Genomic DNA, 26,057 nt, shown 5'->3' with positions numbered 1-26,057 from the left:
GCGGTCGGTAGAATGACCGTCCATGACTGACGTGCTGAACGGGATCCGGGTCGATCCGGAGGTCTTCGCGCTGCGGCCGGACTTCGCGGTGCTGGCCGTCGTGGTCGAGGGCCTGCCCAGCGGGCCCAGCGACGAGGACTCGGCGAAGGCGCTGGCCGTCGCGGCCGAATCGGCTGGTGACGATCCCCACGTCGAGGCGTGGCGGGAGGCGTACCGCGCGTTCGGGGCGAAGCCGAACCGCACCCGGCCCTCGGCGGACGCCCTGCTGCGCCGCGCCGGCGCCGGGCTGCCGCAGGTCAACCGGGTGGTCGACCTCTACAACGCGGTGTCCGTGCAGCACCGGCTGCCGGTCGGCGGCGAGGACCTCGACTGTTACGTTGGGTTGCCGCGGCTGGTCCGGGCGCGGGGCGACGAGGCCTTCGACACCGTCCGCAACGGCGAGCCGGACACCGAGGTCGCCGACGCGGGCGAAGTCGTGTGGCGGGACGACGCCGGGGTGACCTGCCGTCGCTGGAACCACCGCCAGTGCGTGCGCACCCGGCTGCGGGAGGACAGCGAGCGCGGTCTGTTCCTGTTGGAACGGCTCGAGCCGATGTCGCTGGACGCGCTGTCGGACGCGGCCGACGACCTGGTGTCGCGGCTGACGGCGCTGGCCCCGGGCGCCACGGTGGCCCGCACACTGATCAGGGAGAACGCGTGAACCTCGACGACCTGGCCCCGCGCACGCGCGCGGTGGCCGCCGGACGGCCGGACGAACCGGGTGAGCCGCTGAACACGCCGCTGGTGCCGGCGAGCACCTACCTCGCCGGGGCGGGCTTCAAGTACGCGCGCGAGGACGGCACGCCGACCTGGGTGGCGCTGGAGGAGGCCGTCGGCGCGCTCGAAGGCGGGCACGCGACGGCGTTCGCGTCGGGCATCGCGACCGCGGCGGCGGTGCTGGACCTGCTGGACGTGGGCGCCGAGGTCGCCGTGCCGGTCTACAGCTACGCGGGCACCCGCGGCCTGCTCGACCACGCGGCGGGCAAGGGGCGGCTGAAGGTGCGGCGCATCGAGCCGTCCGACCGGGAGGGCTGGCTGGCCGCCGCCCGCGAGGCCGACGTGGTGTGGGTCGAGTCGCCGACCAACCCGACGCTCGACCTGATCGACATCGCGCCGCTGACCGGGCAGCGCGCGCGGGTGGTCGTGGACAACACGTTCGCCACGCCGCTGGGGCAGCAGCCGCTGTCGCTGGGCGCGGACATCGTCGTGCACAGCGCGACCAAGCTGATCGGCGGGCACAGCGACCTGCTGCTGGGCCTGACCGTCGCGGCGGACGCGGGCGTGGCCCAGGAGCTGCGCGACGCCCGCACCCGCAACGGCGCGACCCCCGGGGCGCTGGAGGCGTGGCTCGCGCTGCGCGGGCTGCGGACGCTGCCGGTGCGGCTGGCCGAGCAGTCGCGCACCGCGGCCCTGCTGGCCGAGCGGCTCGGTGAGCACCCGGCGGTGACGAAGGTGCGCTACCCCGGCCAGGGCACGATGATCGCGTTCGACCTGGCCGACGCGGCCGCCGCCGACCGCCTGTGCGCGTCGCTGCGGCTGATCCGGCACGCCACCAGCCTCGGCGGGGTGGAGAGCATCGTCGAACGCCGTGCCATGTGGCCGGGCGACGCGCACGTGCCGGCCGGCCTCGTGCGGTTCAGCGTGGGGCTGGAAGACCCCGAGGACCTCTGGCGGGACCTGGCTCAGGCGCTGACCTGAGCCCGCCGGACGAGCGGGTCCGGGTCCACGTGCCAGGCGTGCACGACACGCGGGTGGATCCGGATCCGCTCGTTGCTGAACCACGGCCCGCCGTACGCGGGCGGCTCGATGCCGGTGATCAGCTCGGCCGTGCCGCGGATCTCGATGCCCCGTCCCCAGCCGGGCTTGATCGCGCCGGGCTCGTCCGGCGTCATGTCGTCGACGACGAACGAGACTTCCGGGTTCTGCTGCAGGTTGCGCCACTTCTGGCTCTTGCTGAGGTCCGGCCCGCCGATGTCGATCGTGCCGTCGTCGTTGAGCTGGAACCCCAGTGGCCGCACCTGCGGACGCCCCTTCGCGTCGACGGTGCCCATCCGGCCGAGGGGCTGGTTCGTCAGGTAAGCGCGCTCGCGCTCGGTGAAGATCATGACTGCACCATAGAACCTCCAGGTAAGTGGAGGTCAAGGAAATCGAGCTGTGGCGCGGCCCGGACCCGGTTAGGGTTCGATCATCATGTCTCACATCGCCATGGTTGGGGTCGCCCCCGTCAGTCACGTTCTGCCCAGCCTCGAGGTCATCCGTGAACTGGTCGCTCGGGGCCATCGGGTCACCTACGCCAACGATCCCGTGGTCGCCCACCTGATCGAGCCCACCGGCGCCGAACTGGTGCCGTGCACCTCGACGCTCCCGGTGGCGGACAACGACTGGCCCGCAGATCCGATCGCCGCGATGGACCGGTTCCTCGACGACCAGATCCAGGCTCTCCCGCAGCTGCGGGCCGTCTACGACGAGGATCCGGCGGATCTCTACCTCTACGACATCGGCGCGTACGCGGCGCGTGCCCTCGCCGAATCGCAGGGGCGGCCGTTCGTGCAGTTGTCGCCGACCTTCGTGGCGTGGAACGGCTACGAAGAGGAGGTCGCCGCGCAGTTGCGGGCGCTACCGGGCGCCGACGCCCACCGCGCGAAGTTCGCCGAGTGGCTCGCCGGGTGCGGTGCGACCACTTTGGACAGCGACGCCTTCTCCGGCCGGTCGCCGCGCACCCTGGCGTTGATTCCGCGGGCGATGCAGCTGAACTCCGAGCGGGTGGACGACAGCGTGACCTTCGTCGGCCCGTGCCTCGGCGCCCGCGCGGAGGAGGGCGGCTGGACGCGGCCCGCGGACGCCGAGAAGGTCCTGCTGGTGTCGCTCGGCTCGGCCTTCACGCGCCAGGCCGGGTTCTACCGCGAGTGCCTCGCCGCGTTCGGGGACCTGCCCGGGTGGCACGTGGTGCTGCAGATCGGCAAGTACGTCGACCCGGCCGACCTCGGGGACGTCCCGGCGAACGTGGACGTCCGGTCCTGGGTGCCGCAGCCGGCGATCTTGGCGCAGGCCGACGCTTTCATCACGCACGCGGGCATGGGCAGCAGCGCCGAGGGGTTGCACGCCGGCGTGCCGATGATCGCGGTGCCGCAGGCCGCCGAGCAGTTCATGAACGCCGACCGCCTGGTCGAACTCGGCGTGGCCCGGCGACTCGACACGGCGGACGCGACGGCCGAGAGCCTGCGTGCCGCCCTGCTCGAACTCGTCGCCGATCCCGAGGTCGCCCGCGCGTCGGCCCGACTGCGGACCGAAACCCGCGCCGAGGGCGGTTCCCCGCGGGCGGCCGACCTCCTCGAGGAGCTGCTCGGCTAGCTGTCCAACCTATGGAGGTTGGTGACGCGGTGGGTGCGGACACACCAGGACGGATGATCTTGATGTAGGGAGGACCTCCGGGCGCGGTGTGGAGCTGTCCAGGAACCGCACCTCGAAGCCCGGAGGCGTCGTGCCGCACCGTAATGCCTCGCACGGCACGCGAATTTGCGCGGCCGGGGTGCACAACGTGCTGGTCGGTTCGGCATCTCGCGGTTGATCGACCTCGACCCCCACCGGAGAGCTACATCGAGGTCATCAGCACTGCCGAGGGCGAGGAGAACCAGCACGCCCGCGCCGGGTTCGTCCGCCGCGCCACTGCCCCGCCGTCGAATGGGCCTACGCCACGGTCGACGACTCCTCCGCCGAGGGTGTCGCCTCGCTACCGGCCTGGCTCCACGGCTACAGCCACCACCGGCCCCACACCGCGCTCGGCGACCACCCACCTGTCCACCGCGTCAGCTGGTGGGCCCGGACACCCTTGCCACGGGCCCACGCGGCCACTAACGTACAACCATATGGTTGTAAGTCAACTCGACGACGCGGAGATCGACCGGATCTTCCACGCACTCGCGGACGCCACCCGGCGCGACATCGTCACCCGGGTGCTCCGGCGGGAGGAGTCGATTTCCCAGCTCGCCCGCCGGTACGACATGAGTTTCGCCGCCGTGCAGAAGCACGTGGCGGTGCTCGCGCGGGCGTCGCTCGTCGTCAAACAGCGGAGCGGGAGGGAGCAGCTCGTGCACGGCAATCCCGAGGTTCTGCGCAAGGCAGCCCGGCTGCTCGACGAATACGAACGGATCTGGCGCCACCGCGCCCAGGCCATCGCGGACATCCTGTCCGAGGAGGACGAATGACTGTCATCAGCTCGCACAAGGACACCGAGGCGTTGACCCTCACGATCGTCGCCGAGTACGACGCGGCGCCGGACCGCGTCTGGCGCGTGTGGGAGGACCCGCGCAAGCTCGAGCGGTGGTGGGGCCCGCCGAGCTGGCCCGCGACGTTCGAGCAGCACGACTTCAAGGTCGGCGGCCGCTCCCGCTACTTCATGACCGGCCCGGACGGCACGAAGTCCGGCGGCTGGTGGGAGATCACCGCGGTCGACGCCCCGCACCGGCTGGAGTTCGACGACGGCTTCGCCGACGACGAGGGCGAGCCGAACAGCGAGATGCCGGTCATCCACTGCGCGGTCACCCTCGAGGCGAACGGCTCCGGCACCCGGATGACCACGGTCAACTCCTTCGCCAGCCTGGAGCAGCTGGAGAAGCTGATCGAAATGGGCATGGAGGAGGGCATGAAGCTCGCCGAGGGCCAGATCGACGCCATCCTCGCCGAGGACTAGTTCCGGAACTCCCACAGGATCATCGACGGCACTCCGGCGCCGGCGGCCCGCGCGGCCGCCGGCGCCAGTCCGGCCAGCGACCACGGCCACGCCTCCCACGGGCCCGGCTCCGACGCCGGGATTTCCCGCGACGGCGCCACCGGTTCCTCGCACCGGCGCAGTTCGAACCCGGCGGCGAGCGCGGCCCGCAGGTAGTCGCCCGTGCGGTGGCAGTGCGAGCGCACCCGCGCCGGGGAACCGTCCGCGCGGCGCACCGCCGGGACGTGCCCGCGGGCCACCTGCTCCGGGTGCACGTCGGCGATCACCAGGCGCCCGCCCGGCCGCAGCACGCGCGCGAACTCCGCGAACACCGGGCCGAGGTCCGGCACGTGCGTCAGCGCGAGCGAGCACGTGACGAGATCGACCTGGGCGACCGGCAGCGCGGTCAGGGTCCCGAGGTGGAATTCCGCCTCCGGCACGCGTTTCCGGGCCTGTTCGAGCATCCCCGCCGAGCCGTCCACCCCGATCACCCGGTGCCCGCACCCGGCCAGCACCGCGGCCACGCGTCCGGTCCCGCAGGCCGCGTCCAGCGCGACGCCGGGCGGCATCCGGCCGGCGACCGCGCGCACGAACGGTTCGTCGAAGTCGAACGCCGGATTGGGCGCGTCGTACGTGGCGGTCCAGAGGTCGTAGCCCTCGGCGGGATCGACGTGCGTGACCTCGACACCGTCCGGGGACTCGTCCAGCAGCCGCCGGATCTCGGCCAGGCGCTCCGCCACGAACGCGCGGTCGTGCTCGCCGCGGAAGGATCGCAGCAGCGCCAGGCCTTCCAGTCCGAGGACGTAGGCCAGTGGGTGTTCGTACGCCACGCCCGGACGGTAGCGATCACCCGCGATGAGCCACCACGGAATTTCAGTCCAGCAGGTGCTCCAGCACGACCCGCTCGTCCGCGCCGACGTACTCCGCGTAGTAGTCGTACAACGCGCGCCGCGCCAGCCGCGCCGCCAGCGGGCCGTCGCCCTCCTCGACCGCGCGCAGCACTTCCTTGTGGTGCGCCACCGACGCCTCCATCAGCGCCTGCCGGTCCGTCGAGTTCTCCAGCTTGCCCGCGATCAGGTCCAGCACCACGCCGCGCACGACGTTGCCGCACACCACGATCAGCGTGTTCCGCCCCGCCCGCGCGACCACGTCGTGGAAGGCGACGTCGGCGCGGCTGAAGGTGGCGTAGTCGTCCAGGCTCGCGGTCATCGCCGCCAGCGCCGCGCGCAGCTCCGCCAGGTCCTCCTCGGTGCGCAGCTCCGCGGCCAGCCGGTAGGCCGAACCCTCCACGATCATCCGGAACTGCAACAGCTCGGCCAGCCCGAGCGTCTCCGCGCGCGCCAGCCGGTCCAGCGACTTCCGCAGTCGCGCCGGGGACGCGGGCAGGATTTCCGGCCCGCGTGGATCGCCGGGGCGCGACCGGATCACCTCGCCCGCCTGCAGCACCCGCAGCGCCTCCCGGATGGTGGAGCGGCTGACGCCGAACTGGGCCATCAGCTCGCGTTCCCCGGGCAGGCGCTCGCCGGGCCGGAGCCGGCCGGTGAGCACGGCCTGCTCGATCTGTTCCACGATCCGCTCGTACGCGCGGACCGGGCTGACCGGCTCGAACTCCATCGTCGTCTTGACCTTCACCCCGTCTGGTGCAAACCTAGGCTACTGGTCGGACCAGCATACTGACTCGGGGTGAGGATGAAAGTCCGAATTTCCGCGGCACTGGCGCTACTGCTGGTGATCTCGGCCTGTTCCGCCGGGTCCACGGCCTCGGTGAGTTCGGGCCCGGACACCCTCGCCGTCGGGTTCACCGCCGAGCCGGCCAACTTCGACTTCACCCGCACCGACGGCACCGCCATCCCGCAGGCCCTGCTCTACAACGTCTACGAGGGCCTCGTGAAGCTCGACAGCAGTGGCAAGATCGTGCCGCTGCTCGCCCGGTCCTGGACGGTGAGCGAGGACCGGCGCACCTACGACTTCCAGCTCCAGCCCGGCGTGACGTTCAGCAACGGCGCGCTGTTCACCGCCGAGGACGTGAAGTTCTCGATCGACCGGGTCAAGACCGACTGGACGATTTCCATCAAGTCCAAGATGGACGTCGTGGACCGCGTCGAGGTGGTCGATCCGCTGCACGCCCGCGTGGTGCTGAAGAAACCGAGCAACGGCTGGCTGTTCGACATGACCGGCCGCGTCGGCGCGATGTTCAGCCCGACCGGGGTCGCGGACCTGGCGAACACCCCGGTCGGCACCGGGCCGTACGAAGTGCAGTCCCGGCGGCGCGGCGATTCGATCGTCCTCGCCGCGAACCCCGCTTACTGGGGCAAGCCACCGGCCTACCGGACCGTGATCCTCAAGTACATCAAGGATCCGACGGCGCTGAACAACGCCCTGCTCAGCAACGGCATCGACGTCATCGCGCAGATCACCGCCCCGGACTCGATCCCGCAGTTCGAGAACGACACCCGCTTCACCGTCCTGCAGGGCACCACGAACGGCGAGGTCGTGCTCTCCTTCAACGGCGCGAAGGCCCCGTTCAACGACGTACGCGTCCGCCGCGCGCTCACCCTCGCCATCGACCGGAAGGCGTTGCTGGACACCGCGTGGGCCGGCCGCGGCACGGTGCTCGGCAGCATGGTCCCGCCCACCGACCCCTGGTACGAGGACCTGTCCGGCTACTACCCGCACGATCCCGCGCGGGCGAAGGCGCTGCTCGCGGAGGCGGGGCAGACGAACCTGTCGATCCGGCTGCGCATCGCGAACCTGCCGTACGCGACGGCCGCCGCGCAGGTCGTCGCCTCCGATCTGGCCGACATCGGCGTCCGCGTCACGATCGAGCCGCTGGACTTCCCGGCGGTGTGGCTCAAGCAGGTCTTCACCGACCACGACTTCGACGCCTCGATCGTCCAGCACGTCGAGGCCCGCGACATCACCACCTTCGGCAACCCCAAGTACTACTGGGGATACGACAACCCGCAGGTCAAGCAGCTGATCGCGGCCGCGGACGCGGGGACACCCGAGGAGCAGGCCGCGAACATGCGCCAGGTCGCCCGCACCATCACCGCCGACGCCGCCGCCGACTGGCTGTTCCTGTACCCGAACGCGGTCGTGGCGAAGAAGAAGGTGACCGGGCTGGCCGCCAACCAGGTCAGCGAGTCCTTCGACCTCACGGGGTTGGGCTGATGGCCGCCGCGATCCTGCGCCGCGCGGCGATCCTGGTGGCCAGCGTGCTGGTGGCCTCGATCGTGGTGTTCGCGTTCATGGCCGTGCTGCCCGGCGATCCGGCGCAGGTCGCGCTCGGCATCAACGCCACCCCGGAGCTGCTCGCCAAGACCCGCGCCGACTTCGGGCTGGACCGGCCGCTGGCCGAGCAGTACCTGAGCTGGATGGGCGGGGTGCTGCAGGGCGACTTCGGCCGCTCGTACGTGACCGGTGAGGCGATCGGGCCGCAGCTGGTCGACCGGCTCGGCGTGACGCTGTGGCTGGTGGGCGCCGGGATGCTCGTCGCGGTCGTGATCGCGGTGCCGTTCGGCGCGCTCGCCGCGGTGTGGCACCGGCGGTTCGGCGGCACGGCCATCTCCGGACTGTCCCAGCTGGGTGTGGCGGTGCCCGCGTTCCTCGCCGGGATCCTGCTGGTGCAGGTCTTCGCCGTGCAGTTGCGGTGGCTGCCCTCGGGCGGGTGGACGCCGCCGAACGCCGACACCGGCGAGTTCCTGCGCGGCCTGGTCCTGCCCGCGCTGTCGCTCGGGATCGTGCAGGGCGCGGTGCTCACGAGGTACGTGCGGTCGGCGGTGCTGGACACACTCGGCCAGGACTACCTGCGCACCGCCCGGTCGAAGGGCCTGCGCCCGTACCCGGCGCTGATGCGGCACGGCATGCGCAACGCGGCCGTGCCGGTGGTGACCGTGCTCGGGCTGCAGCTGACGACGCTGCTGATCGGCGCGGTCGTGGTGGAGCGGGTGTTCGTGCTGCCCGGACTGGGCAGCATGCTGCTGGACTCGGTGTCCGCGCGCGATCTGCTGTCGGTGCAGGGCATCGTGCTCGTGCTGGTGGTCGCGGTGCTGGTGGTCAACTTCGTGGTCGACCTGCTGTACGTGGTGATCGACCCCCGGCTGAGGGCGGCGCGATGAGTGCACCGGTCACGGGACGGACGTCGCCGACGCTGGTCGCCGGCGCGGTACTGGTCGGGCTGGTGGTGCTCGCGGCGCTGGTGTCGTTCGCGTGGACGCCGCACGATCCGCTGAAGGTGGAGTCGACCGCGCGGCTGCTCGGCCCGACCGGCGACCACTGGTTCGGCACCGACAAGTTCGGCCGGGACGTGTTCAGCCAGATCCTGGTCGGCGCGCGCACCACGCTGTACGTCGGCGTGATCGCGGTGGGCGTCGCCGCGCTGGTCGGCACGCCGCTGGGCATCCTCGCCGGGATGTCGAAGCGGTGGCTCGGCGAGTTCGTCATGCGCGTCAACGACCTGGTGCTCGCGTTCCCCGCGCTGCTGCTGGCGATCATGCTCGGCGCGGTCTACGGCGCGAGCACGGTGACCGCGATGATCGCGATCGGCGTCGCGACCATCCCGTCGTTCGCTCGGGTGGCCCGCTCCGGCACGTTGCAGGTGATGAGCACCGAGTACGTGCTCGCGGCGCGGTCGGCGGGCCGGTCGCGGTTCTTCATCGCGCGGCGGCACGTGCTGCCCAACATCGGCGGGCTGGTGATCGTGCAGTGCTCGGTGTCGTTCGGCATCGCGGTGCTGGCCGAGGCGGCGCTGTCGTTCCTCGGGTTCGGCACCCGGCCGCCGACGCCGTCCTGGGGCCGGATGCTGCAGGAGTCGCAGGAGCTGCTGACCGTGCAGCCGCGGCTCGCGCTGGTGCCGGGCCTGGCGATCGCGATCGCGGTGCTCGGGTTCAACCTGCTCGGCGACGGTCTGCGGGACCGTCTGGACCCCCGGCTGGAGCGGCGATGACCCTCGAAGTGTCCGAACTGTCGGTGCACGCCGGCGCGCAGCCGCTGGTGCGCGAGGTGTCGTTCACCGTCGGCCGGGGTGAGCGGGTCGGGCTGATCGGCGAGTCCGGGTCCGGCAAGTCGCTGACCGCGTCCGCGGTGATGGGCCTGCTGCCGGAGGGACTGCACGCGACCGGTTCGGCGAAGCTGACCGGCACCGAGCTGCTGGGCGCGTCCGAGCGCGAGTTGTCGCGGCGCCGCGGACGGGACCTGGCGATGGTGTTCCAGGAGCCGATGACCGCGCTGAACCCGCTGATGCGCGTGGGCCGCCAGGTCGCCGAGTCGATCCGGCTGCACACCGGCAAGTCCCGGCGCGCGGCACAGCAGGACGCCGTCGCGTTGCTGGACGCGGTGAAGCTGCCCGAGCCGGCACAGCTCGCGCGGGCCTACCCGCACCAGCTCTCCGGCGGGCAGCGGCAGCGGGTGATGCTGGCGATCGCGCTGGCCAACGACCCGGCGCTGCTGATCTGCGACGAGCCGACCACCGCGCTGGACGTGACGGTGCAGGCGCAGGTGCTCGACCTGATCCTGACCGGGGTCGCGGAGCGGGAGACCGCGTTGCTGTTCATCACGCACGACCTCGCGGTGGTGGCGAAGGTGTGCACGCGGGTGCTCGTGATGTACGAGGGCCGGGTGGTGGAGGAGGGGTCCACTTCGGACGTTCTCACCCAGCCGCGGCACGACTACACGAAGAAGCTGCTGGCCGCGTCGGACCTGGAGGCGGCGTGATCGAACTGCGGGACGTCCACCGCCGCTACCGGCGGCCGCGTGAGGTGCACGCGCTGCGCGGGGTGTCGTTCACCGTCGAGGCGGGGCAGCGGTTCGGGATCGTCGGCGAGTCCGGCTCCGGCAAGTCCACGCTCGTCCGCCTGCTGGCCGGGCTGGACCGGCCCACCTCCGGCGAGATCTCCTTCGAGGGCAAGCGGATCGACGGCCTGCCCGAGCGGAAGCTGGGCTTCCTCCGCGAGGCGCTGCAGGTCGTGTTCCAGGACCCGATGGGCTCGCTCGACCCGCGGATGCGCGTGCGGGACATCATTTCCGAGCCACTGGGCCGCCGCGATCCGGACCGCGTCGCGGAGCTGCTGACCGCGGTCGGACTGCCCGCGGACGCGGCCGGCCGGTACCCGCACCAGTTCTCCGGCGGGCAGCGGCAGCGCATCTCGATCGCCCGCGCGCTCGCGCCGCGGCCGCGCGTGCTGATCGCGGACGAGCCGGTCAGCGCGCTGGACGTGTCGGTGCGCAAACAGATCCTCGACCTCCTCGCCGAGCTGACCGAGCGTTTCGCGCTGACGCTCGTGTTCGTTTCGCACGACCTCGCCGTGGTACGCCGGGTCTGCGACACGGTCGCCGTGATGCGGCGCGGGGAGCTCGTCGAGCTGGGCGCGGTGGAACAGGTCTACGACGATCCGCGACATCCCTACACGCGGGAACTCGTGGCGGCGGCGCCGAACCTGCGTGCGGAACTGGCCAGGCTGCAGGGAGGACGATGATGTTCGACCCCTATCCCGACGGGCTGCCGATCGGGTCCGACTGGGTGTCCACACCGGACACCACGGAGATCAGGTTCCCCTACGACGGCTGCGTGGTGGCGCGGGCGCCGGTGGGCACGGCCGAGCTGGCGCACCTCGCGGTCAGCGAGGCCGTGCTGGTCGCGCGGGAGGTGGCGAAGCTGCCGTCGCACGTGCGCCGCGAGGTCCTGCTGGGCGTGCACCGGTCGCTGCTGGAGTGGCGCGACGAGCTGGAGGGGCTGCTGGTCGTGGAGACCGGCAAACCGCTCGTCGACTGCCGCGTCGAGGTGGCCCGCACGCTGGTGACCTGGCAGGCCGCCGCCGAGGAGGTCGCCCGGCTGCACGGCGAGACCGTGCCGCTGGACGTGGCGCCCTCCGGCGAGGGGCTGACCGGGTTCTGGGTGCGCAAGCCGATCGGTGTGGTGGTCGGCATCGCCGGGTTCAACTACCCGCTGCTGCTCGCCTCACACAAGATCGCGCCGGCGATCGCGGCCGGGTGCCCGGTGATCGTGAAGCCGGCCCCGCAGACGCCGCTGTCGACGCTGTGGCTGGTGCACCTCGTGCGTGAGGCGGCGGCCGCGGTCGGCGCGCCGCTGTCGATGGTCCAGCTGGTCACCGGGGACGCCGGGGTCGGATCGGCGCTGGTCACCGACCCGCGGATCGGCGCGGTGTCGTTCACCGGCTCGGCGGCGGTCGGGCACCGGATCGCGCGGGACGCCGCGCCCCGCAAGACGTTGCTGGAGCTGGGCTCGAACGCCGCGCTGGTGGTGGCCGCGGACGCGGATCTGGACGCGGCGGTGGACGCCGTGCTGCGCGGCGGGTTCTACGCGTCCGGGCAGGCGTGCATCTCGGTGCAGCGGCTGCTGGTCGTGGACGCGGTGGCGGAGGAGTTCACCGAGCGCCTGCTGGCCCGGCTGCCGGAGGTCGTCATCGGGGACCCGCGGGACGAGAAGACGCGGGTGTCGGCGCTGATCGACGAACGGTCCACCCGTCGCGTGCTCGACTGGATCTCGGCGGCGGTCGCGGCGGGCGCGAAGGTGGCCGCGGGCGGCGACGCGGTCGACGGGATCGTCCGGCCGACCGTGCTGACCGACGTGCCCGACGGCGTGGACTGCTGGGACGAGGAGATCTTCGGGCCGGTGGTGTGCCTGCGCCGGGTGCCCGACGTCGAGACGGCGTTCGCGCTGGTCAACGACTCGCGGTACGGGCTGCACGCGAGCGTGTTCACCCGCTCGCTGCGCACCACCGTGCGGGCGATCGACGAACTGGAGGTCGGTGGGGTCGTGGTGAACGAGGTGCCCGGGTTCCGGTCGGACATCATGCCGTACGGCGGCGTGAAGGACTCCGGCATCGGACGCGAGGGGCCGCGGTTCGCGATCGAGGAGCTGACCGTGACGCGCATGGCGGTGATCCGGGCGTGAACTACGAGAAGCTGTTCCGGCTCGACGGGAAGCGGGCCGTGGTGGTCGGCGCGGGCAGCGGCATCGGCCGGGAGTCGGCGCTCGCCCTGGCCGCGCACGGCGCCGAGGTGATCTGCGCCGACCGCAACGCCGGTGCCGCGGACGAGACCGCGCGGGAGATCCGGGGTGAGTCCTACGAGATCGACGTGCTGGACTCGGCGGCCGTCGAGCGGGCGGCGGCGGAGCTCGGCGCGGTGGACGTCGTCGTGCTGACCGCGGCGACCAACGTGCGCAAACGGCTGCTGGACTACCGGCGCGAGGAGTTCGACCGGGTCGTCGCGCTCAACCTGGGCGCCACGTTCGATGTCGTCCGGGCCTTCGGCGCGGGCATGGTCGAGCGCGGGCGGGGCAGCATCATCGGGTTCTCCTCGATCCGCGGCACCACCGTCGAACCAGGTCAGGGGCCGTACGCGGCGACCAAGGCCGGGCTCGTGCAGCTGTTCCGGACCGCCGCGGCCGAGTTCGGCCCGGCCGGGGTGCGGGTCAACGCGATCGCGCCCGGCGTGGTGGAAACCCCGCTGACCGAACAGATCAAGGCCAGCCCCGACTGGTACGCCGCGTACGCCGGCAAGAGTGCGCTCGGCCGCTGGGCCAAGGCGTCCGAGCTGGCCGGGGCCGTCGTCTACCTGGCCTCCGACGCCGCGAGCTTCGTCACCGGGGCCGTGCTGGCCGTCGACGGTGGCTGGACCGCGGTCGACGGCCGCTACACACCGCCGGAATGAGGAGGGACCCCGTGGAGCCGACCGGCCTGTCCGCGACCGAACTGCTCGCCGCCTACCGCGCCGGGAGGTTGTCCCCGGTCGAGGTCACCGAGGCGGTGCTGACCCGCATCGACGCGCTCGAACCGTCCCTGCACGCGCTCTACGCCTACGACCCGGCGCAGGCACGGGACGCGGCGAAGGCGTCCGAGCAGCGGTGGACCGCGGGCGAGGCGGGGGCGCTCGACGGCGTGCCGCTCACGTTGAAGGAGAACATCGCGACCCGGGGGACGCCGGTGCCGCTGGGCACCGCGGCGACCGAGCTGGTCCCGGCCCCGGCGGACGCGCCCGCCGCCGCCCGCGTCCGCGAGGCCGGCGCGGTGATGCTCGGCAAGACCACCATGCCCGACTACGGCATGCTGACCTCGGGGTTGTCCAGCTTCCACGCCGCGAGCCGCAACCCGTGGGACCTGTCGCGGACGCCCGGCGGGTCGAGCGCGGGCGCCGCCGCCGCGGCCGCCGCCGGGTACGGGCCGCTGCACGTGGGCACCGACATCGGCGGGTCGATCCGGCTGCCTGCCGGGTGGTGCGGACTGGTCGGGCTCAAGCCGAGCTTCGGGCGGGTGCCGGTGCACCCGCCGTTCCCCGGGCGGGTGGTCGGCCCGATGACGCGGACGGTGGCGGACGCGGCGATGCTGATGGGCGTGTTGTCCGCGCCGGACAGCCGGGACCACCTGAGCCTGCCGCCGGCGGAAATCGCCTGGTCACAGTTGGATTTCGACGTCACCGGACTGCGGCTCGGGCTGCAGCTGGACGCCGGGGCCGGGCTGCCGGTGGAGGACGACGTGCGGGCCGCGGTGCTCGACGCGGCGCGGCGGTTCGAGGCAGCCGGCGCGATCGTCGAACCGGTCGAACCGTTCCTGACCAGGGAGATGCTGGACGGGCTGGACGACTTCTGGCGCGTGCGGGCGTGGTGCGACATCAGCGCGTTGCCGCCGGAACGGCAGGCGCTGGTGCTGCCCTACATCGCGGTCTGGGCGCAGGGCGGCGCGGAGGTCTCCGGCGTCGCGGCTTACCGCGGCTTCGCCCAGATGGACACGATCGCCGTCGCCGCGTTGCGGGCCGGTGAGCCGTACGACTTCGTGCTGTCGCCGACCTGCCCGGTGTCCGCCCCGCCCGCCGAGTGGGCCTCGCCGACGAACGACCCGGCGCGGCCGTTCGAACACATCGCGTTCACCGTGCCCTACAACATGTCCGGGCAGCCCGCGGTGTCGTTGAACTGCGGTTATACGAGTGAGGGACAGCCGGTCGGGCTGCAGATCGCCGGACGGCGGTTCGACGACCTCGGTGTGCTGCAGGTGGCTGCAGCATTCGAAGGAATTCGCGATCCGCAGCGGTCGCCGGGGGTGTGATTACGCGCCATCTGCGGGACGATCGACCCATGCGGATGGTGTACACCGGAGCGGACGAGGAAGAGTTCATCGACGCCCGGCAGCGGCTGCTCGTCGAGCTGGACGCCTGGTCGCAGATGCGGCAACGGGTGGTGGACCCGGTGGTCGCGGGCGCGATGCTGGACTTCCGCTTCGAACGGGACGGCCTGCTCGGCCGCTGGACGCGCGACATCCTCCGCAACGCGCTGCTGGTGTGGTTCCCGCGCAAGGTCGTGCTGCTCGACCCGCACTCCTCGGCCGTGCTGTCCACGGTCGAGGCGCTGATGGACTTCTTCGACGACGCCGACCTGCTGGACGAGCGCAGCGAGCAGCCGGCGGTGCTGCGGACCTACCTGACCGCGATCGCGGACCGGTTCGACACGGCCATGAACGAGCCGTCGAACTTCGGGCTGGCGAAGTTCTGGGCGGTCGCGATGGCCGAGCACGGCATCGACCCGCTGAACGAGGTGGCGGCGCAGGCGTTCATCGACCGGGTGCGGCGGGGTGAGGTCGAGGTCGACCAGACGTTGCTGCACGACCTGGCCTACCGCCACTACCAGGGCGACCCGGACGCGGAGGCGGCCGCGCCGTCCCCGGTGTTCCCGCTCGCCTCGGCGGAGCGGCTGGCGGCGGAGGCCGAGGTCACGGCGGTGGTGCCGCAGCTGCGCCGGTTCGTCGAGTGGATCGGCGAGGGCCGGGACCTGGCCGAGATCAGCGCACCGGCCGAGTTCGTCACGATGGCCAAGCGCGCCGGGGTGGTGCGGGTCTACCGCGGACGGCTGGTGCCGGTGAAGAAGGCCGCGCGGCGGCTGGCGGACCCGGTGGAGTTGTGGCGGGCGGCGGTCGGATCGATCCTGGCCAACCCGCTGGCCGCGGAGATGATCACCGAGCTGGCCGCGGAACCGGCGACGATCCCGATGCTGGTGGAGATGCTGGGCGGCGACGGGAGCACGATCCTGCGCGTGGTGGCCCGGCTGGCCGAGTACGGCCTGGTGGAGATCTTCCCGGCGGGCGAGGAGCACTACGAGGACCTGCTGGACTTCGCGGGGGTGGACTACCTCGACGAGGTGCCGGAGGAGGAGCGGCAGGTGGTGCGGCTGCTGCCGCTCGGCGTGCAGGCGGCGTACGAGCTGCGGGTCGCGGAGGGCGAGCCGGTGCTGACGGTGGCGGACCTGGCGGGCGAGACCGCGGAGGTCCTGTTCGCGCGCCTGGCGCCGCTGGACGCGCAGGTCCTGGACGAGGGCGCCGCGACGTGGCTGCGCGCCCGGGACCCGGAACGCGCGATCGCCGAGCTGTCCGCGCTGGCCCGGCGGACGGATGATTTCGAGCACCGGATGCTGACGTTCCGCCTGCTGGCGCGCCTGGGCGGAGACGGCGTCGCGGCGATCGCCGGGTTGCGCGACCATTCGGCCGCCGGCCCCGCGGCCTTGACGTGGCTGTTCGACGCGGGCCTGATCGACCGCAGCGAGGTCGCCGGCCGGGACCGCACGTACAGCAAGGTGGACCTGCTGGCGGCGGACATCCGGACGGAAGGACGGGAGAAGGCCCTCGCCGACTTCGCTTCACAACCGCGCCCGGACCAGCTGCTGTTCCTGGCCGGCGCGACGATCTGCGGCCACCCGAGCGCACGCGAGGTACTGGAGTCGGTCGTGGTAGCGCACCCCGACCGAGCCGTGTCCAACGCGGCGCGCAAAGCCTTGGACTGGCTGCACGACGAACCGTTCTAGGCGAAGGCGGCGTACCGACCCCAACCCGAGCTGGGTGGTCATCCCGTCGCCTGACACGTGAGGATCACCTTGAGCCAGGGCCGCAACCCGGGCCGCCAACCGGCGGCCGACCATGCCAACCTTGCGGCCCTGGCTCAAGGTGATATGCACAAACCGCAGGCGACGGGATGACCACACAGCGACCACCTGCCCAAGGTGACGGGTGTGCCCTTGGTCATCCCGGAGCCTGCCCGTCCGGCGAGGACATCTTTTGATCTTTAGAGGTGACGTTGGGCAGGCGGGGAGTCCGCCCTGCGGGCGGTTAAAGCGCCTCACGGCGCCGAACGGTCACCTTACGACCACCCCCGCCCCCGATGCCTGATTGTGTTTCAGTCGCCGAGCAGGCGTGTCAAGGCGGGAAAGAGTACCTTGACACGCCTGATCGGCGACCAAAGACCGGCTGTGGATCGGGGGCGGGGGAGGTCTGGTGCGTGGTCGGTCTACTTGCGTTGCTGGCTTGCGGTTTGTTGGGCTGCCGTGCGGCCCTGGTGCGTGGTCGGTCTATTTGCGTTGCTGGCTTGCGGTTTGTTGGGCTGCCGTGCGGCCCTGGTGCGTGGTCGGTCTATTTGCGTTGCTGGCTTGCGGTTTGTTGGGCTGCCGTGCGGCCCTGGTGCGTGGTCGGTCTATTTGCGTTGCTGGCTTGCGGTTTGTTGGGCTGCCGTGCGGCCCTGGTGCGTGGTCGGTCCACTTGCGTTGCTGGCTTGCGGTTCGCAGGCCTGCCGCGCGGCAGGCCGAGTGTCCGCCGTTTTCCGTTGCCGGATGCCGGTTTCGGGACTGCCGCGCCCGGCGGCCGAGTGCCGGCCGTCTTGCGTTGCCGGGTGCCGTTTTTCTTTGTTGTTGCTGCTGCTGCTGAAGAATCAGCCCTTCGCCGCGATCGCCTCTGCCAGTGCCAGTACTCGCTTTGCGTTGTCCACGTGCAGGTTCTCGATCATCCGCCCGTCCACCGTCACCACGCCGCGTCCCTCGGCCTTCGCCTCCTCGAACGCGGTGATGATCTTCCGCGCGTGGGCGATCTCGTCTTCCGACGGCGCGAACACCCGGTTGCACGGCTCGATCTGGCCGGGATGGATCAGGGTCTTGCCGTCGAACCCGAACTGCCGTCCCTGCAGGCACTCCGCCTCGAAACCCGCCAGGTCCCGCACGTCGTTGTACACGCCGTCCAGGATCACCTTGCCCGTCGCCCGCGCGGCGAGCAGGCACAGCGACAGTCCACCCAGCAGCGGGGCCCGGCCGGGCACGAACTCGGCGTGCAGCTCCTTCGCCAGATCATTCGTGCCCATCACGAGCACCGTCAGCCGCTCGCTGGCCGACGCGATCTCCTCCGCGTGCAGCATCGCCACCGGGGTCTCGACCATCGCCCAGATCTTCGTCTTCTCCGGCGCCCCGCCCAGCTCCAGCGCGCGCTCGATGTTGTGCACCTCGGCCGCCGAGTTCACCTTCGGCACGACCACCGCGTCCGGGCCGGCCTGGGCCACCGCCCGCAGGTCGGCGTCGTGCCACTCGGTGTCCAGGCCGTTGACCCGGATCGTCACCTCGCGGGCCCCGTAGGAACCCACGGCGGCGCACACGCGTTCCCGCGCCGCCTCCTTCGCGTCCGGGGCGACCGCGTCCTCCAGGTCCAGGATCAACGCGTCCGCCGGCAGCGTCTTCGCCTTCTCCAGCGCCCGCTCGTTCGCGCCGGGCATGTACAGCACCGACCGCCGCGGCTTCACTTCACTCATGCCAGTGCTTCCTTCGTCGCCTCGTCGTACGCCTGCTTCAGCTCGGGGTCGCGCTCGGCCAGCTTGTCCGCCAGCTCCGCGACCACCCGGCACTGCTTGACCGAGGCGTCGTCCTGCATCTTCCCGTCGATCATCACCGCGCCGGTGCCGTCGCCCATCGCGGCGATCACCTTCCGCGCCCACGCCACGTCCGACGGCTCCGGCGAGAACACCCGCCGCGCGATGTCCACCTGCACCGGGTGCAGCGTCCACGTGCCGACGCAGCCGAGCAGGAACGCGTTGCGGAACTGGTCCTCGCAGGCCACGACGTCGCGGATGTCCCCGAACGGCCCGTAGTAGGGCAGGATCCCGTGCATCGCGCACGCGTCGACCATCCGGGCGACCGTGTAGTGCCACAGGTCCTGCTGGTAGGTCGTGCGGCCGGTGTGCAGGTCCTCGCCGACCGGGTCGGTCCGCACCAGGTACCCCGGGTGCCCGCCGCCGACCCGGGTGGTCTTCATCCGGCGGCTCGCGGCGAGGTCCGCCGGGCCGAGCGAAATGCCCTGCATGCGCGGGCTCGCGCCGGCGATCTCCTCGACGTTCGCGACCCCGCTGGCCGTCTCCAGGATCGCGTGCACCAGCAGCGGCTTCCGCAGCCCGGCCCGCGCTTCCAGCTGGGCCAGCAGCCGGTCGACGTAGTGGATGTCCTGCGCGCCCTCGACCTTCGGCACCATGATCACGTCCAGCTTGTCGCCGATCTCGGTGACCAGCGTGATCAGGTCGTCCAGCACCCACGGCGAGTCGAGGCTGTTGATCCGCGTCCACAGCTGGGTGGCGCCGAAGTCGTTGGCCCGCGCGATCTCCACCAGCCCCCGGCGCGCGGCCTCCTTGCGGTCGGCGCGCACCGCGTCCTCCAGGTTCCCGAGCAGGACGTCGACCTTCTTCGCCAGGTCGGGGACCTTCGCCGCCATCTTCTCGTTGCTCGGGTCGAAGAAGTGGATCATCCGCGACGGCAACGCGGGGATCTCGCGAACGGGATCCGGCGCCCCCACGGCGAGGGGCGCGAAGAAGTCCTTCGGCGAGCGCATCGGTCCTCCCTTGGCACGGCCGGTGTAACCAGCGAGTAACCCTAACCGCGAATCGAGGGGAACCGCTGCGGCGAAGCTCACCTCGGAGTGAACGTGCGAACGCGGAACTGGGCGGTGCCGGGCTACACCGAACTCCACCGACTGGGCGACGGCGGATTCGGCGAGGTCGTGCTCGCCGGACACGATCCGTCCGGCACGCTCGTCGCGATCAAGTACCTGTTCAGCGAGCACCTCGGCGACCCGTCGCGGCTCGCCGCGTTCCGGCACGAGGCCGCGCTGCTGAGCCGCGTGGTGTCGCCGCACGTCACCCGGCTGTACGAATTCCACGAGGGCCCGCACGGTGCGGCGATCGTGATGGAGGCCATCCACGGCGTCTCGCTGCGCGAGGTCCTCGGCCACGACGGCGTGCTGCCGCCCGAATCGGCGCTGGCGGTGCTGAAGGGCTCGCTGCTCGGACTGGCCGACGCGCACCGCGCCGGTGTCGTGCACCGCGACTACAAACCGGCGAACGTGCTGGTCGGGCCCGGCCGGGAGAGCAAGCTCGTGGACTTCGGCATCGCCGTGCTCGCCGGTCAGCCCGGCGTGCCGGCGGGCACCCCGGCGTACATGGCCCCCGAGCAGTGGCGTGGCGCGCCCGCGACCCCGGCGACGGACGTGTACGCGGCGACCTGCGTGTTCTTCCAGAGCATCACCGGGCGGCAGCCGTACGACGGCGCGACCACCGGTGAGCTGCAGGCCCTGCACGAGAACGCGCCGGTGCCGGTCGACGCGGTGCCGGAACCGGTGCGCGGGCTGATCGCGCGCGGCATGGCGAAGGACGGGGACCGGCGGCCGTCGGCGGCGGCGGAGTTCGTCGCCGAGCTGGAGGCCGCCGCGGTCGCCGGGTACGGCCCGGACTGGGAGCAGCGCGGTCTGGGCAGGCTGGCCCAGCGGGCGGGAGCGCTGCTGGCCCTGTCGCCGCTGGCGCTGCTCGGCGCCGGGACCGCGGCCGCGCCGGGGGCGGCCGCGGGCGGGCTGCGGCGGTCGGCACCGGCATGGGCCTGGGCGCGAAGATCGGCGCCACGCTGGTCGCCGTCGCGGTCGGGGTCGGCGCGGTCGTCGGCACGATCGCGGTGATCGGCAACGGCGAACCCGCGCCGCCGGTCGCCGCGGCGCCACCGGCCGAGCAGCAGACGGCGGTGCGGGTGAGCCTGCTGACGCGCACCGAGCCCGGCGCCGGGTTCCACGTCGACGCGCAGTACGCGGTGGTGAGCGGCGTGCCGGACCGCGCGCTGCAGGACCGGATCAACGCCGCGCTGGTGCGCCCGCTGGACGACTTCATCCACTATGTGCAGTCCGGGCTGCTCGACCCGACCGAGGACCCGGTCGTCCAGAACACGGCCACCATCGGGCGGCAGGACCAGAAGATGGTCTCGGTGCGCTACGACCTCATGGTCCAGTCGAGCCAGTTCGGCAACCACGGCGGCTACGCCACGACGTGGCTCAACATCGACTTGTCGACCGGGCAGGTGGTCACGGCCGGGGACGTCTTCGACGGCATCGCCACCGACCAGAACGCGATGAGCGCGCTGGAGTCCCGGATCCTCGCCCGGTCGCCCGGCGGCTACTGCGACGGTAGCGAGCCGTTCGGCGAGCGCACCCCGCTCGGGCCGCAGGACCTGCGGCCGTGGGGCGTGCTGGACGTGCCCGCGCTCCAGGCCGGCTTCCGGGCCGACGGCGTCGTGTTCGGGCTGGCGACGGACGCGCGGAATTATCCGATGGCGTGCGGGTACTACGAGGTCGTGGTGCCCTACGCCGAGGTCGCCGGCCTGATGACCCCGCTGGGACGGGAACTCCTTCCTTGACACGTGCGTTGTCCATAGTGGAACGTGAAGGATATTGCTCCGTTCGGCGGTACGGAAACCCTGGGCATCGCGTCGTTCAGCGGTCCGTCACCCATTCGGAAGCAGTGTCGGGCTGAAGTCCGGATACCGCTCATCGACCGGTCACCGACCGTTGAGCGCCGCCGATCGCAGGCGCTCCCGTTGTCCACCGATCAACCGGCCCACCCCTGGTACCTCTTTCATGTGCCTCTTTTCACGAGGTGCGGGTAGGGAATCAGCGGTAAGAGGAGGCGGATCGTGGCGGTTACACCAGGGCACACCGGAAACTCGGTGGTGGCCGGCGGACGATCGTTCCCCACCCGCGTGGTGCCGCCCATCGAGCTGCCGGCCAGCGTCAGCCAGCTGGCCCGCGACGCCGCCGCCCAGCTGGGCTGGCACGGCGTGGTCCTGCCCGAGGTGACGATGCTCGGCCGCCGCGTGTGCGTCGTGGCGAAGCTGCGCACCGACACCCACGCCGAGCGGATCGCGATGGGCGTCGCCCCGGTGACCGACCGCGCGACCGTCGCCACCTGGACGTGGCCGGAGTTCGCGCCGACCGCCCCGGCCCCCGCAGCCGAGATCGTCGGCGTCCTGGCCGTCGCCCGGCACTGGCGCACCGCGATGGCCTCCGCCGTGCCGTTCAGCCGCTACGGCGACGCGGCGATGGTGCTGCCGACCTCGGCCGTGCTGAGCCGCGACTACCTGGACAACTGCCTGCCGCGCGCCCGCTCCTACGGCGTGGCCGTGGTCACCGCCGACGAGGACGCCCGGGTCGACCTGGACATCGACGTGCGCCGCGAGCGCATCCTCCTCCCCGAGGACGCGGTGTCCCGCTGGGTGAACGAGATGGTCTACGAACAGCTCCTCGCCTCCTACGACCTGCCGGTGGCCTGACCGGCGCCTAGAGTCGGACCCATGCGAGTCGTCATCGCCGGAGGGCACGGGAAGATCGCGCGTCACCTGGAGCGGCTGCTGGCCGGCACCGGGGACGAGGCGGTCGGCATCATCCGCAACGTGGAGCAGGCGCCCGCGCTGCGCGACCTCAGCGCCGAGCCGGTCGTGCTCGACCTGGAGTCCGCCGCGGGGGACGAGGTCGCCGACGTGCTGAAGGGCGCGGACGTCGCGGTGTTCGCCGCGATCGCCGGCCCCGGCAGCGGCGCGGCCCGCAAGGAGACCGTGGACTTCGGCGCCGCGCGGCTGTTCGCCGACGGGGCCGAACGCGCGGGCGTCCGGCGGTTCATCCAGATCGGCTCGATCGGCGTCGACCGCCCGCCCCGCCCCGGCGCCGACGAGGTGTTCGCGACGTACCTGCGCGCGAAGAAGGCCGCCGAGGACGACTTGCGCGCCCGTGACCTGGACTGGACCATTCTGCGCCCCGGTAGCCTCACCGACGAGCCCGCCATCGGCGAGGTCCACCTGGCCGACACCGTCGACTACGGCCAGGTTCCGCGCGAGGACGTGGCCGCGGTGCTGATCGCGCTCTTCGAGGAGCCGCGCTCGTTCCGCCGCACCCTGGAACTGGTGACCGGCAACACCCCGATCGACGAGGCGATCACCCGCCTGTAGAGCGTCCACAAGGGACGGCTAGGGGAGCGGGCCCAGCACGCGGTCCACATAGGAGTTCCGGAACACCCCGGCCGGATCGCAGCGTCGCGCCACCTCCACGAAGTCGTCGAAGTGCGGGTAGCGCTCGCGCAGGGCGGTGGCGTCCAGGCTGTGCATCTTGCCCCAGTGCGGGCGCCCGCCGACCGCCGCGACGATCGACTCGAAGCCGGCGAAGTACTCGCGGTAGGGCATGCCCACGAACTGGTGGATCGCGATGTAGGCGGAGTCGCGGCCCTGCGCCGTGGACAGCCAGATGTCGTCCGCCGCGGCGACCCGCACCTCCACCGGGAACGCCACCGGGTTCTCCAGCCGCGGCACCAGCGCCCGCAGCTCGCGCAGCACCTCGTGCACTGATTCACGTGGAACCGCGTACTCCGACTCCACGAACCGCACCCCGCGGTGCGTCACGAACACCCGGTGCGAGGTGTCCGAGTACTCGCGCGCGGACAGCACCGCCGACGCGAACCGGCCGAGCGGCTGGACCAGCCGCGGCACCGCGCGGCCGATGCGGCACAGCGTGCCGAACGCGACGTTCTCCACGATGTCGTAGTCGAAGAACTCCCTGGCCCGGCCCAGCGGCTGCGTCGCCGACCCGGCCGGCAGCCGGTTGTTGCGCTTGACCAGCGCGTTCTTCCCGTACGGGAACCAGTAGAACTCGAAGTGGTCGTTCTCCGCGGCGAAGGTGTCGAACCCCTCCAGCACCTGTTCCAGCGGCTCCGGCCGCTCCTGCGCGGCGAGCGCGAACGCCGGCTCGCACTGCAGGGTCACGTTCGTGATCACGCCGAGCGCGCCGAGCCCCACTCGCGCGGCGGTGAACAGGTCCGGCTGCCGGTCGGCCGAGCAGGTCACCACCGAACCGTCGGCGAGCACCAGCTCCAGCTGGACGATCTGGGTCGCCAGCCCGCCGAGCCGCGCGCCGGTGCCGTGGGTCCCGGTCGACACCGCGCCCGCGATGGTCTGCGCGTCGATGTCGCCGAGGTTGGTCATCGCCAGGCCCAGCCGGTCCAGCTCGGCGTTGAGCTGCCGGAGCGTGGTGCCCGACCGCACCGTCACGCGGCTGGTTTCCGCGTCGACCGAGGCGATCCCGGTCCACCCGCGGAGGTCGATCGCGTCCGAGTCGGCCACCGCGATCGGCGTGAACGAGTGCCCGCTGCCCCACGCGCGGACGCGACGGCCGTTCACCGCCACGTCCGTGACGACCTCGGCGATCTCGGCCGCGCTGCGCGGGGTGTGGATGCGCTGCGGGTCCGCGCTCGCGGTCCCCGCCCAGTTGTGCCACCGGCTCATCAAGTACTCACCCGTCCGTGTCGAGTGACGAAACCGTAGGTGAAAGGTATTCGCGTTTCAAGTCGTTCTGACGTACGGTCCTAGCATGGCGACCACCGCGACCACCTACGACACGGCGACGAAGGATCTCGATCCGCCGCTCGCCGTCGTCGATCTGGCCGCGTTCGACGCCAACGCCGCCGATCTGGTCCAGCGCGCCGCGGGCACGCCGATCCGCCTGGTCAGCAAGTCGGTGCGCTGCCGCTACCTGATCGAGCGCGCGCTCGCCACGCGCGGGTTCGCCGGGCTGATGTGCTACTCGCTGGCCGAGGCGCTCTGGCACGCCGGCTTCGGCACGAGCGACGACATCCTGGTCGCCTACCCGACCGCCGATTTCGGCGCCCTGCGCGCGCTCGCGGCCGACGAGCGGGCGCGAGCCGCGATCACGATCATGGTCGACTCCATCGAGCACCTGGACCTGGTGGACGCCGCGCTCGGCCACGACCACCCGGAGATCCGGGTGTGCCTGGAACTCGACGCGTCCTGGCGCCCGCTGCCGTTCGTGCACGTCGGAACCCGCCGCTCGCCGGTCTTCACCGCGAAGCAGGCCGGAGCGCTCGCGCGCCGGATCGCGGCGCGGCCGGGCTTCCGCCTGGTCGGCGTCATGGCCTACGAGGGCCAGATCGCCGGGCTGGGCGATGCCACCGGGAGCCGTCTCAACGACCTCGCCGTGCGCTGGATGCAGCGCCGGTCAGCGGCCGAGCTGGCGCGCCGCCGGGCGGCCGACGTGACCGCGGTGCGGGAGGTCGCCGACCTGGAGTTCGTCAACGGCGGTGGCAGCGGCAGCATCGAGCTGACCCGCGCGAACCAGGTGGTCACGGAGGTGGCGGCCGGATCCGGGCTGATCGGCTCGACCCTGTTCGACGGGTACTCCCGTTTCCGTCCGCGGCCCGCGGTGCTGTTCGCGCTCCCGGTTGTCCACAAGCCCACCCGCTCGATCGCGACGCTCTACTCCGGCGGCTTCGTCGCCTCCGGCGCCGCCTCGGCGACCCGCCTGCCGTCCCCGTACCTGCCGGCGGGGCTGCGCCTGCTGCCGTTCGAGGGCGCCGGCGAGGTGCAGACGCCCGTGACCGGCAAGGCGGCGCGTGACCTGCGGGTCGGCGACCGGGTGTGGATGCGGCACGCGAAGGCGGGCGAACTCGCCGAACGGTTCACCGCCTACCACGTCGTGGTGGACGGCCGGGTGGAGCGCACCGTGCCCACCTACCGGGGCGAACACCAGAACTTCGGCTGACTTGTCCACATGTCCACACATCTGTGGACAACTCAGCCGACCGTCCCCAAGGCCTCCCGCAGCTCCTCGAGCGTCCGCCGTGCCAGCTCGGCGAAGTCCTGCTCGTCGGCGGGCTCGATCCAGCGCGCGTAGCTGGTCCGGAACGCGAGGTACCCGATCTCGGCGGCGAGGTCCGCGGTGAGGTCCGGGACACCGCGTTCGCGGAGGGCGTCCGCCATCGCGGCGGTGAGCGCGGTGCTCTTCAGCAGCTCCCGCTCGCGTAGCTCACGGTTGTCGGCGATCACGGCCTGACGCTGTCGCGACCACTCCCGCCGCTCCGGCCCGAACGCCGTGGCAGCGGCTTCGAGCCCCGCGCCGACCGCGTGGAGCGGCGTCGCGGAAGCGGGAGCGCCGGCGATGCCGTCGGAGATGAGCCGGCTCAGCACTTCCTCGCCGCGGAACAGCACTTCGCGCTTGTCGGCGAAGTGCCGGAAGAAGGTCCGCTTGGTCAGCCCCGCGCGGTCGGCGATCTCCGCGACCGTCGTGCTGTCGTACCCGCGCTCGGCGAACAGCTCGAGCGCGGCCCGCGTCAGGCGCTCTTGCGCGTTCGGCTCCCACCGGCCCATACCGGACAGTCTAGGTGATGACACTTGGTGTCATGCGGTGCTACA

Annotated in this window: 26 protein-coding genes; 19 read left to right on the top strand and 7 right to left on the bottom strand. The window is 72.0% G+C overall.

Going from position 1 to position 26,057, the window contains the following annotated elements; genetic code table 11:
* The first annotated feature begins 22 nt into the window (after positions 1-22).
* Both D0D15_RS02130 and D0D15_RS02125 read left to right on the top strand, forming a co-directional pair.
* The gene (locus tag D0D15_RS02130; RefSeq protein WP_094003393.1) at positions 23-700 is read left to right on the top strand and encodes a B3/B4 domain-containing protein; all 678 of its coding nucleotides are present in this window, start codon (positions 23-25) and stop codon (positions 698-700) included.
* On the top strand, positions 697-1,737 hold the full coding sequence (locus D0D15_RS02125; RefSeq protein WP_094003394.1) for a trans-sulfuration enzyme family protein: 1,041 nt from the start codon (positions 697-699) through the stop codon (positions 1,735-1,737). Before D0D15_RS02130 ends, D0D15_RS02125 begins: the two co-directional genes overlap by 4 nt.
* Here D0D15_RS02125 and D0D15_RS02120 read toward each other — a convergent pair.
* Positions 1,722-2,144, bottom strand: a complete 423-nt coding sequence (locus tag D0D15_RS02120; protein WP_094003395.1) for a PPOX class F420-dependent oxidoreductase — start codon at positions 2,142-2,144, stop codon at positions 1,722-1,724. The genes D0D15_RS02125 and D0D15_RS02120 overlap by 16 nt on opposite strands.
* Before the next feature lie 85 nt (positions 2,145-2,229).
* Here D0D15_RS02120 and D0D15_RS02115 point away from each other — a divergent pair, with 85 nt between their 5' ends.
* The 3 genes from D0D15_RS02115 (at position 2,230) to D0D15_RS02105 (ending at position 4,729) form a co-directional block, all read left to right on the top strand.
* Positions 2,230-3,390, top strand: coding sequence for a macrolide family glycosyltransferase (locus D0D15_RS02115; RefSeq protein WP_094003396.1), 1,161 nt, complete (start codon positions 2,230-2,232; stop codon positions 3,388-3,390).
* A 515-nt stretch (positions 3,391-3,905) separates the two neighbouring features.
* Positions 3,906-4,244: an ArsR/SmtB family transcription factor gene (locus tag D0D15_RS02110; protein WP_094003397.1), complete on the top strand. Its 339-nt coding sequence runs from the start codon at positions 3,906-3,908 to the stop codon at positions 4,242-4,244.
* On the top strand, positions 4,241-4,729 hold the full coding sequence (locus D0D15_RS02105) for an SRPBCC family protein (RefSeq protein WP_094003398.1): 489 nt from the start codon (positions 4,241-4,243) through the stop codon (positions 4,727-4,729). The genes D0D15_RS02110 and D0D15_RS02105 overlap by 4 nt, the downstream gene beginning before the upstream one ends.
* Here D0D15_RS02105 and D0D15_RS02100 read toward each other — a convergent pair.
* Entirely contained in the window at positions 4,726-5,577 is an 852-nt protein-coding gene (locus tag D0D15_RS02100; protein ID WP_094003399.1) for a class I SAM-dependent methyltransferase, read from the bottom strand. The genes D0D15_RS02105 and D0D15_RS02100 overlap by 4 nt on opposite strands.
* Before the next feature lie 43 nt (positions 5,578-5,620).
* Positions 5,621-6,361, bottom strand: a complete 741-nt coding sequence (locus tag D0D15_RS02095) for a FadR/GntR family transcriptional regulator (protein ID WP_094003410.1) — start codon at positions 6,359-6,361, stop codon at positions 5,621-5,623.
* 75 nt (positions 6,362-6,436) lie between these two features.
* Between D0D15_RS02095 and D0D15_RS02090 the strand changes: the two genes are divergently transcribed.
* Genes D0D15_RS02090 through D0D15_RS02050 form a run of 9 tightly spaced genes read left to right on the top strand, consistent with a single transcriptional unit; the run spans position 6,437 to position 16,553 of the window.
* Complete coding sequence (locus D0D15_RS02090) at positions 6,437-7,918, top strand: ABC transporter substrate-binding protein (protein ID WP_094003400.1); 1,482 nt, start codon at positions 6,437-6,439, stop codon at positions 7,916-7,918.
* Positions 7,918-8,865 (top strand): ABC transporter permease, encoded by a 948-nt coding sequence (locus D0D15_RS02085; protein WP_115944191.1) that lies wholly within the window; start codon positions 7,918-7,920, stop codon positions 8,863-8,865. Before D0D15_RS02090 ends, D0D15_RS02085 begins: the two co-directional genes overlap by 1 nt.
* Complete coding sequence (locus D0D15_RS02080) at positions 8,862-9,692, top strand: ABC transporter permease (protein WP_094003402.1); 831 nt, start codon at positions 8,862-8,864, stop codon at positions 9,690-9,692. Before D0D15_RS02085 ends, D0D15_RS02080 begins: the two co-directional genes overlap by 4 nt.
* Positions 9,689-10,459: an ATP-binding cassette domain-containing protein gene (locus D0D15_RS02075; protein ID WP_094003403.1), complete on the top strand. Its 771-nt coding sequence runs from the start codon at positions 9,689-9,691 to the stop codon at positions 10,457-10,459. The genes D0D15_RS02080 and D0D15_RS02075 overlap by 4 nt, the downstream gene beginning before the upstream one ends.
* Positions 10,456-11,220 carry an ABC transporter ATP-binding protein gene (locus tag D0D15_RS02070; RefSeq protein WP_094003404.1) on the top strand — a complete coding sequence of 255 codons (765 nt, stop codon included), beginning with the start codon at positions 10,456-10,458 and terminating at the stop codon, positions 11,218-11,220. The genes D0D15_RS02075 and D0D15_RS02070 overlap by 4 nt, the downstream gene beginning before the upstream one ends.
* Positions 11,220-12,659, top strand: coding sequence for an aldehyde dehydrogenase family protein (locus D0D15_RS02065; protein WP_094003405.1), 1,440 nt, complete (start codon positions 11,220-11,222; stop codon positions 12,657-12,659). Before D0D15_RS02070 ends, D0D15_RS02065 begins: the two co-directional genes overlap by 1 nt.
* Complete coding sequence (locus D0D15_RS02060; protein ID WP_094003406.1) at positions 12,656-13,420, top strand: SDR family NAD(P)-dependent oxidoreductase; 765 nt, start codon at positions 12,656-12,658, stop codon at positions 13,418-13,420. Before D0D15_RS02065 ends, D0D15_RS02060 begins: the two co-directional genes overlap by 4 nt.
* An 11-nt stretch (positions 13,421-13,431) precedes the next feature.
* Complete coding sequence (locus D0D15_RS02055; protein ID WP_244214928.1) at positions 13,432-14,808, top strand: amidase; 1,377 nt, start codon at positions 13,432-13,434, stop codon at positions 14,806-14,808.
* Positions 14,809-14,837: 29 nt separating this feature from the next.
* Positions 14,838-16,553, top strand: a complete 1,716-nt coding sequence (locus D0D15_RS02050) for a hypothetical protein (protein WP_094003408.1) — start codon at positions 14,838-14,840, stop codon at positions 16,551-16,553.
* A gap of 896 nt (positions 16,554-17,449) precedes the next feature.
* On the opposite strand, the gene D0D15_RS02045 is transcribed toward D0D15_RS02050, so the two are convergent.
* Positions 17,450-18,313, bottom strand: coding sequence for an HpcH/HpaI aldolase/citrate lyase family protein (locus D0D15_RS02045; protein ID WP_094003411.1), 864 nt, complete (start codon positions 18,311-18,313; stop codon positions 17,450-17,452).
* Positions 18,310-19,380, bottom strand: coding sequence for an HpcH/HpaI aldolase/citrate lyase family protein (locus D0D15_RS02040; RefSeq protein WP_094003412.1), 1,071 nt, complete (start codon positions 19,378-19,380; stop codon positions 18,310-18,312). The genes D0D15_RS02045 and D0D15_RS02040 overlap by 4 nt, the downstream gene beginning before the upstream one ends.
* Positions 19,381-19,473: 93 nt before the next feature.
* Between D0D15_RS02040 and D0D15_RS02035 the strand changes: the two genes are divergently transcribed.
* The 4 genes from D0D15_RS02035 to D0D15_RS02020 all read left to right on the top strand — a co-directional run bounded on the left by D0D15_RS02035 (position 19,474) and on the right by D0D15_RS02020 (position 22,808).
* On the top strand, positions 19,474-20,496 hold the full coding sequence (locus D0D15_RS02035) for a serine/threonine-protein kinase (RefSeq protein ID WP_198958114.1): 1,023 nt from the start codon (positions 19,474-19,476) through the stop codon (positions 20,494-20,496).
* On the top strand, positions 20,415-21,224 hold the full coding sequence (locus D0D15_RS02030; protein ID WP_094003413.1) for a hypothetical protein: 810 nt from the start codon (positions 20,415-20,417) through the stop codon (positions 21,222-21,224). The genes D0D15_RS02035 and D0D15_RS02030 overlap by 82 nt, the downstream gene beginning before the upstream one ends.
* Positions 21,225-21,500: 276 nt before the next feature.
* On the top strand, positions 21,501-22,136 hold the full coding sequence (locus tag D0D15_RS02025) for a hypothetical protein (protein WP_094003414.1): 636 nt from the start codon (positions 21,501-21,503) through the stop codon (positions 22,134-22,136).
* A 21-nt stretch (positions 22,137-22,157) separates the two neighbouring features.
* Positions 22,158-22,808, top strand: coding sequence for an SDR family oxidoreductase (locus tag D0D15_RS02020; RefSeq protein ID WP_115944190.1), 651 nt, complete (start codon positions 22,158-22,160; stop codon positions 22,806-22,808).
* A gap of 18 nt (positions 22,809-22,826) precedes the next feature.
* On the opposite strand, the gene D0D15_RS02015 is transcribed toward D0D15_RS02020, so the two are convergent.
* The gene (locus tag D0D15_RS02015; RefSeq protein ID WP_094003416.1) at positions 22,827-24,134 is read right to left on the bottom strand and encodes a D-arabinono-1,4-lactone oxidase; all 1,308 of its coding nucleotides are present in this window, start codon (positions 24,132-24,134) and stop codon (positions 22,827-22,829) included.
* An 85-nt stretch (positions 24,135-24,219) separates the two neighbouring features.
* Between D0D15_RS02015 and D0D15_RS02010 the strand changes: the two genes are divergently transcribed.
* On the top strand, positions 24,220-25,407 hold the full coding sequence (locus D0D15_RS02010) for an alanine racemase (RefSeq protein ID WP_094003417.1): 1,188 nt from the start codon (positions 24,220-24,222) through the stop codon (positions 25,405-25,407).
* A gap of 32 nt (positions 25,408-25,439) precedes the next feature.
* On the opposite strand, the gene D0D15_RS02005 is transcribed toward D0D15_RS02010, so the two are convergent.
* Positions 25,440-26,012 carry a TetR/AcrR family transcriptional regulator gene (locus D0D15_RS02005; RefSeq protein ID WP_094003418.1) on the bottom strand — a complete coding sequence of 191 codons (573 nt, stop codon included), beginning with the start codon at positions 26,010-26,012 and terminating at the stop codon, positions 25,440-25,442.
* Between the last annotated feature and the right edge of the window lie 45 nt (positions 26,013-26,057).

The sequence above is a fragment of the Amycolatopsis thermalba genome (assembly GCF_003385215.1).
Classification (GTDB): domain Bacteria; phylum Actinomycetota; class Actinomycetes; order Mycobacteriales; family Pseudonocardiaceae; genus Amycolatopsis_E; species Amycolatopsis_E thermalba.
Note: the sequence above shows the minus strand (reverse complement) of the source record. Positions and strands in the feature narration are given on the sequence as shown.

Excerpts from the sequence above, each read along its gene's own strand:
- D0D15_RS02130 (WP_094003393.1), top strand. The coding sequence starts at position 23 with ATGACTGACGTGCTGAACGGGATCCGGGTCGATCCGGAGGTCTTCGCG.
- D0D15_RS02120 (WP_094003395.1), bottom strand. The coding sequence starts at position 2,144 with ATGATCTTCACCGAGCGCGAGCGCGCTTACCTGACGAACCAGCCCCTC.
- D0D15_RS02115 (WP_094003396.1), top strand. The coding sequence starts at position 2,230 with ATGTCTCACATCGCCATGGTTGGGGTCGCCCCCGTCAGTCACGTTCTG.
- D0D15_RS02110 (WP_094003397.1), top strand. The coding sequence starts at position 3,906 with ATGGTTGTAAGTCAACTCGACGACGCGGAGATCGACCGGATCTTCCAC.
- D0D15_RS02105 (WP_094003398.1), top strand. The coding sequence starts at position 4,241 with ATGACTGTCATCAGCTCGCACAAGGACACCGAGGCGTTGACCCTCACG.
- D0D15_RS02095 (WP_094003410.1), bottom strand. The coding sequence starts at position 6,361 with ATGGAGTTCGAGCCGGTCAGCCCGGTCCGCGCGTACGAGCGGATCGTG.
- D0D15_RS02090 (WP_094003400.1), top strand. The coding sequence starts at position 6,437 with ATGAAAGTCCGAATTTCCGCGGCACTGGCGCTACTGCTGGTGATCTCG.
- D0D15_RS02085 (WP_115944191.1), top strand. The coding sequence starts at position 7,918 with ATGGCCGCCGCGATCCTGCGCCGCGCGGCGATCCTGGTGGCCAGCGTG.
- D0D15_RS02080 (WP_094003402.1), top strand. The coding sequence starts at position 8,862 with ATGAGTGCACCGGTCACGGGACGGACGTCGCCGACGCTGGTCGCCGGC.
- D0D15_RS02075 (WP_094003403.1), top strand. The coding sequence starts at position 9,689 with ATGACCCTCGAAGTGTCCGAACTGTCGGTGCACGCCGGCGCGCAGCCG.
- D0D15_RS02065 (WP_094003405.1), top strand. The coding sequence starts at position 11,220 with ATGTTCGACCCCTATCCCGACGGGCTGCCGATCGGGTCCGACTGGGTG.
- D0D15_RS02050 (WP_094003408.1), top strand. The coding sequence starts at position 14,838 with ATGCGGATGGTGTACACCGGAGCGGACGAGGAAGAGTTCATCGACGCC.
- D0D15_RS02045 (WP_094003411.1), bottom strand. The coding sequence starts at position 18,313 with ATGAGTGAAGTGAAGCCGCGGCGGTCGGTGCTGTACATGCCCGGCGCG.
- D0D15_RS02040 (WP_094003412.1), bottom strand. The coding sequence starts at position 19,380 with ATGCGCTCGCCGAAGGACTTCTTCGCGCCCCTCGCCGTGGGGGCGCCG.
- D0D15_RS02030 (WP_094003413.1), top strand. The coding sequence starts at position 20,415 with ATGGGCCTGGGCGCGAAGATCGGCGCCACGCTGGTCGCCGTCGCGGTC.
- D0D15_RS02020 (WP_115944190.1), top strand. The coding sequence starts at position 22,158 with ATGCGAGTCGTCATCGCCGGAGGGCACGGGAAGATCGCGCGTCACCTG.
- D0D15_RS02015 (WP_094003416.1), bottom strand. The coding sequence starts at position 24,134 with ATGAGCCGGTGGCACAACTGGGCGGGGACCGCGAGCGCGGACCCGCAG.
- D0D15_RS02010 (WP_094003417.1), top strand. The coding sequence starts at position 24,220 with ATGGCGACCACCGCGACCACCTACGACACGGCGACGAAGGATCTCGAT.
- D0D15_RS02005 (WP_094003418.1), bottom strand. The coding sequence starts at position 26,012 with ATGGGCCGGTGGGAGCCGAACGCGCAAGAGCGCCTGACGCGGGCCGCG.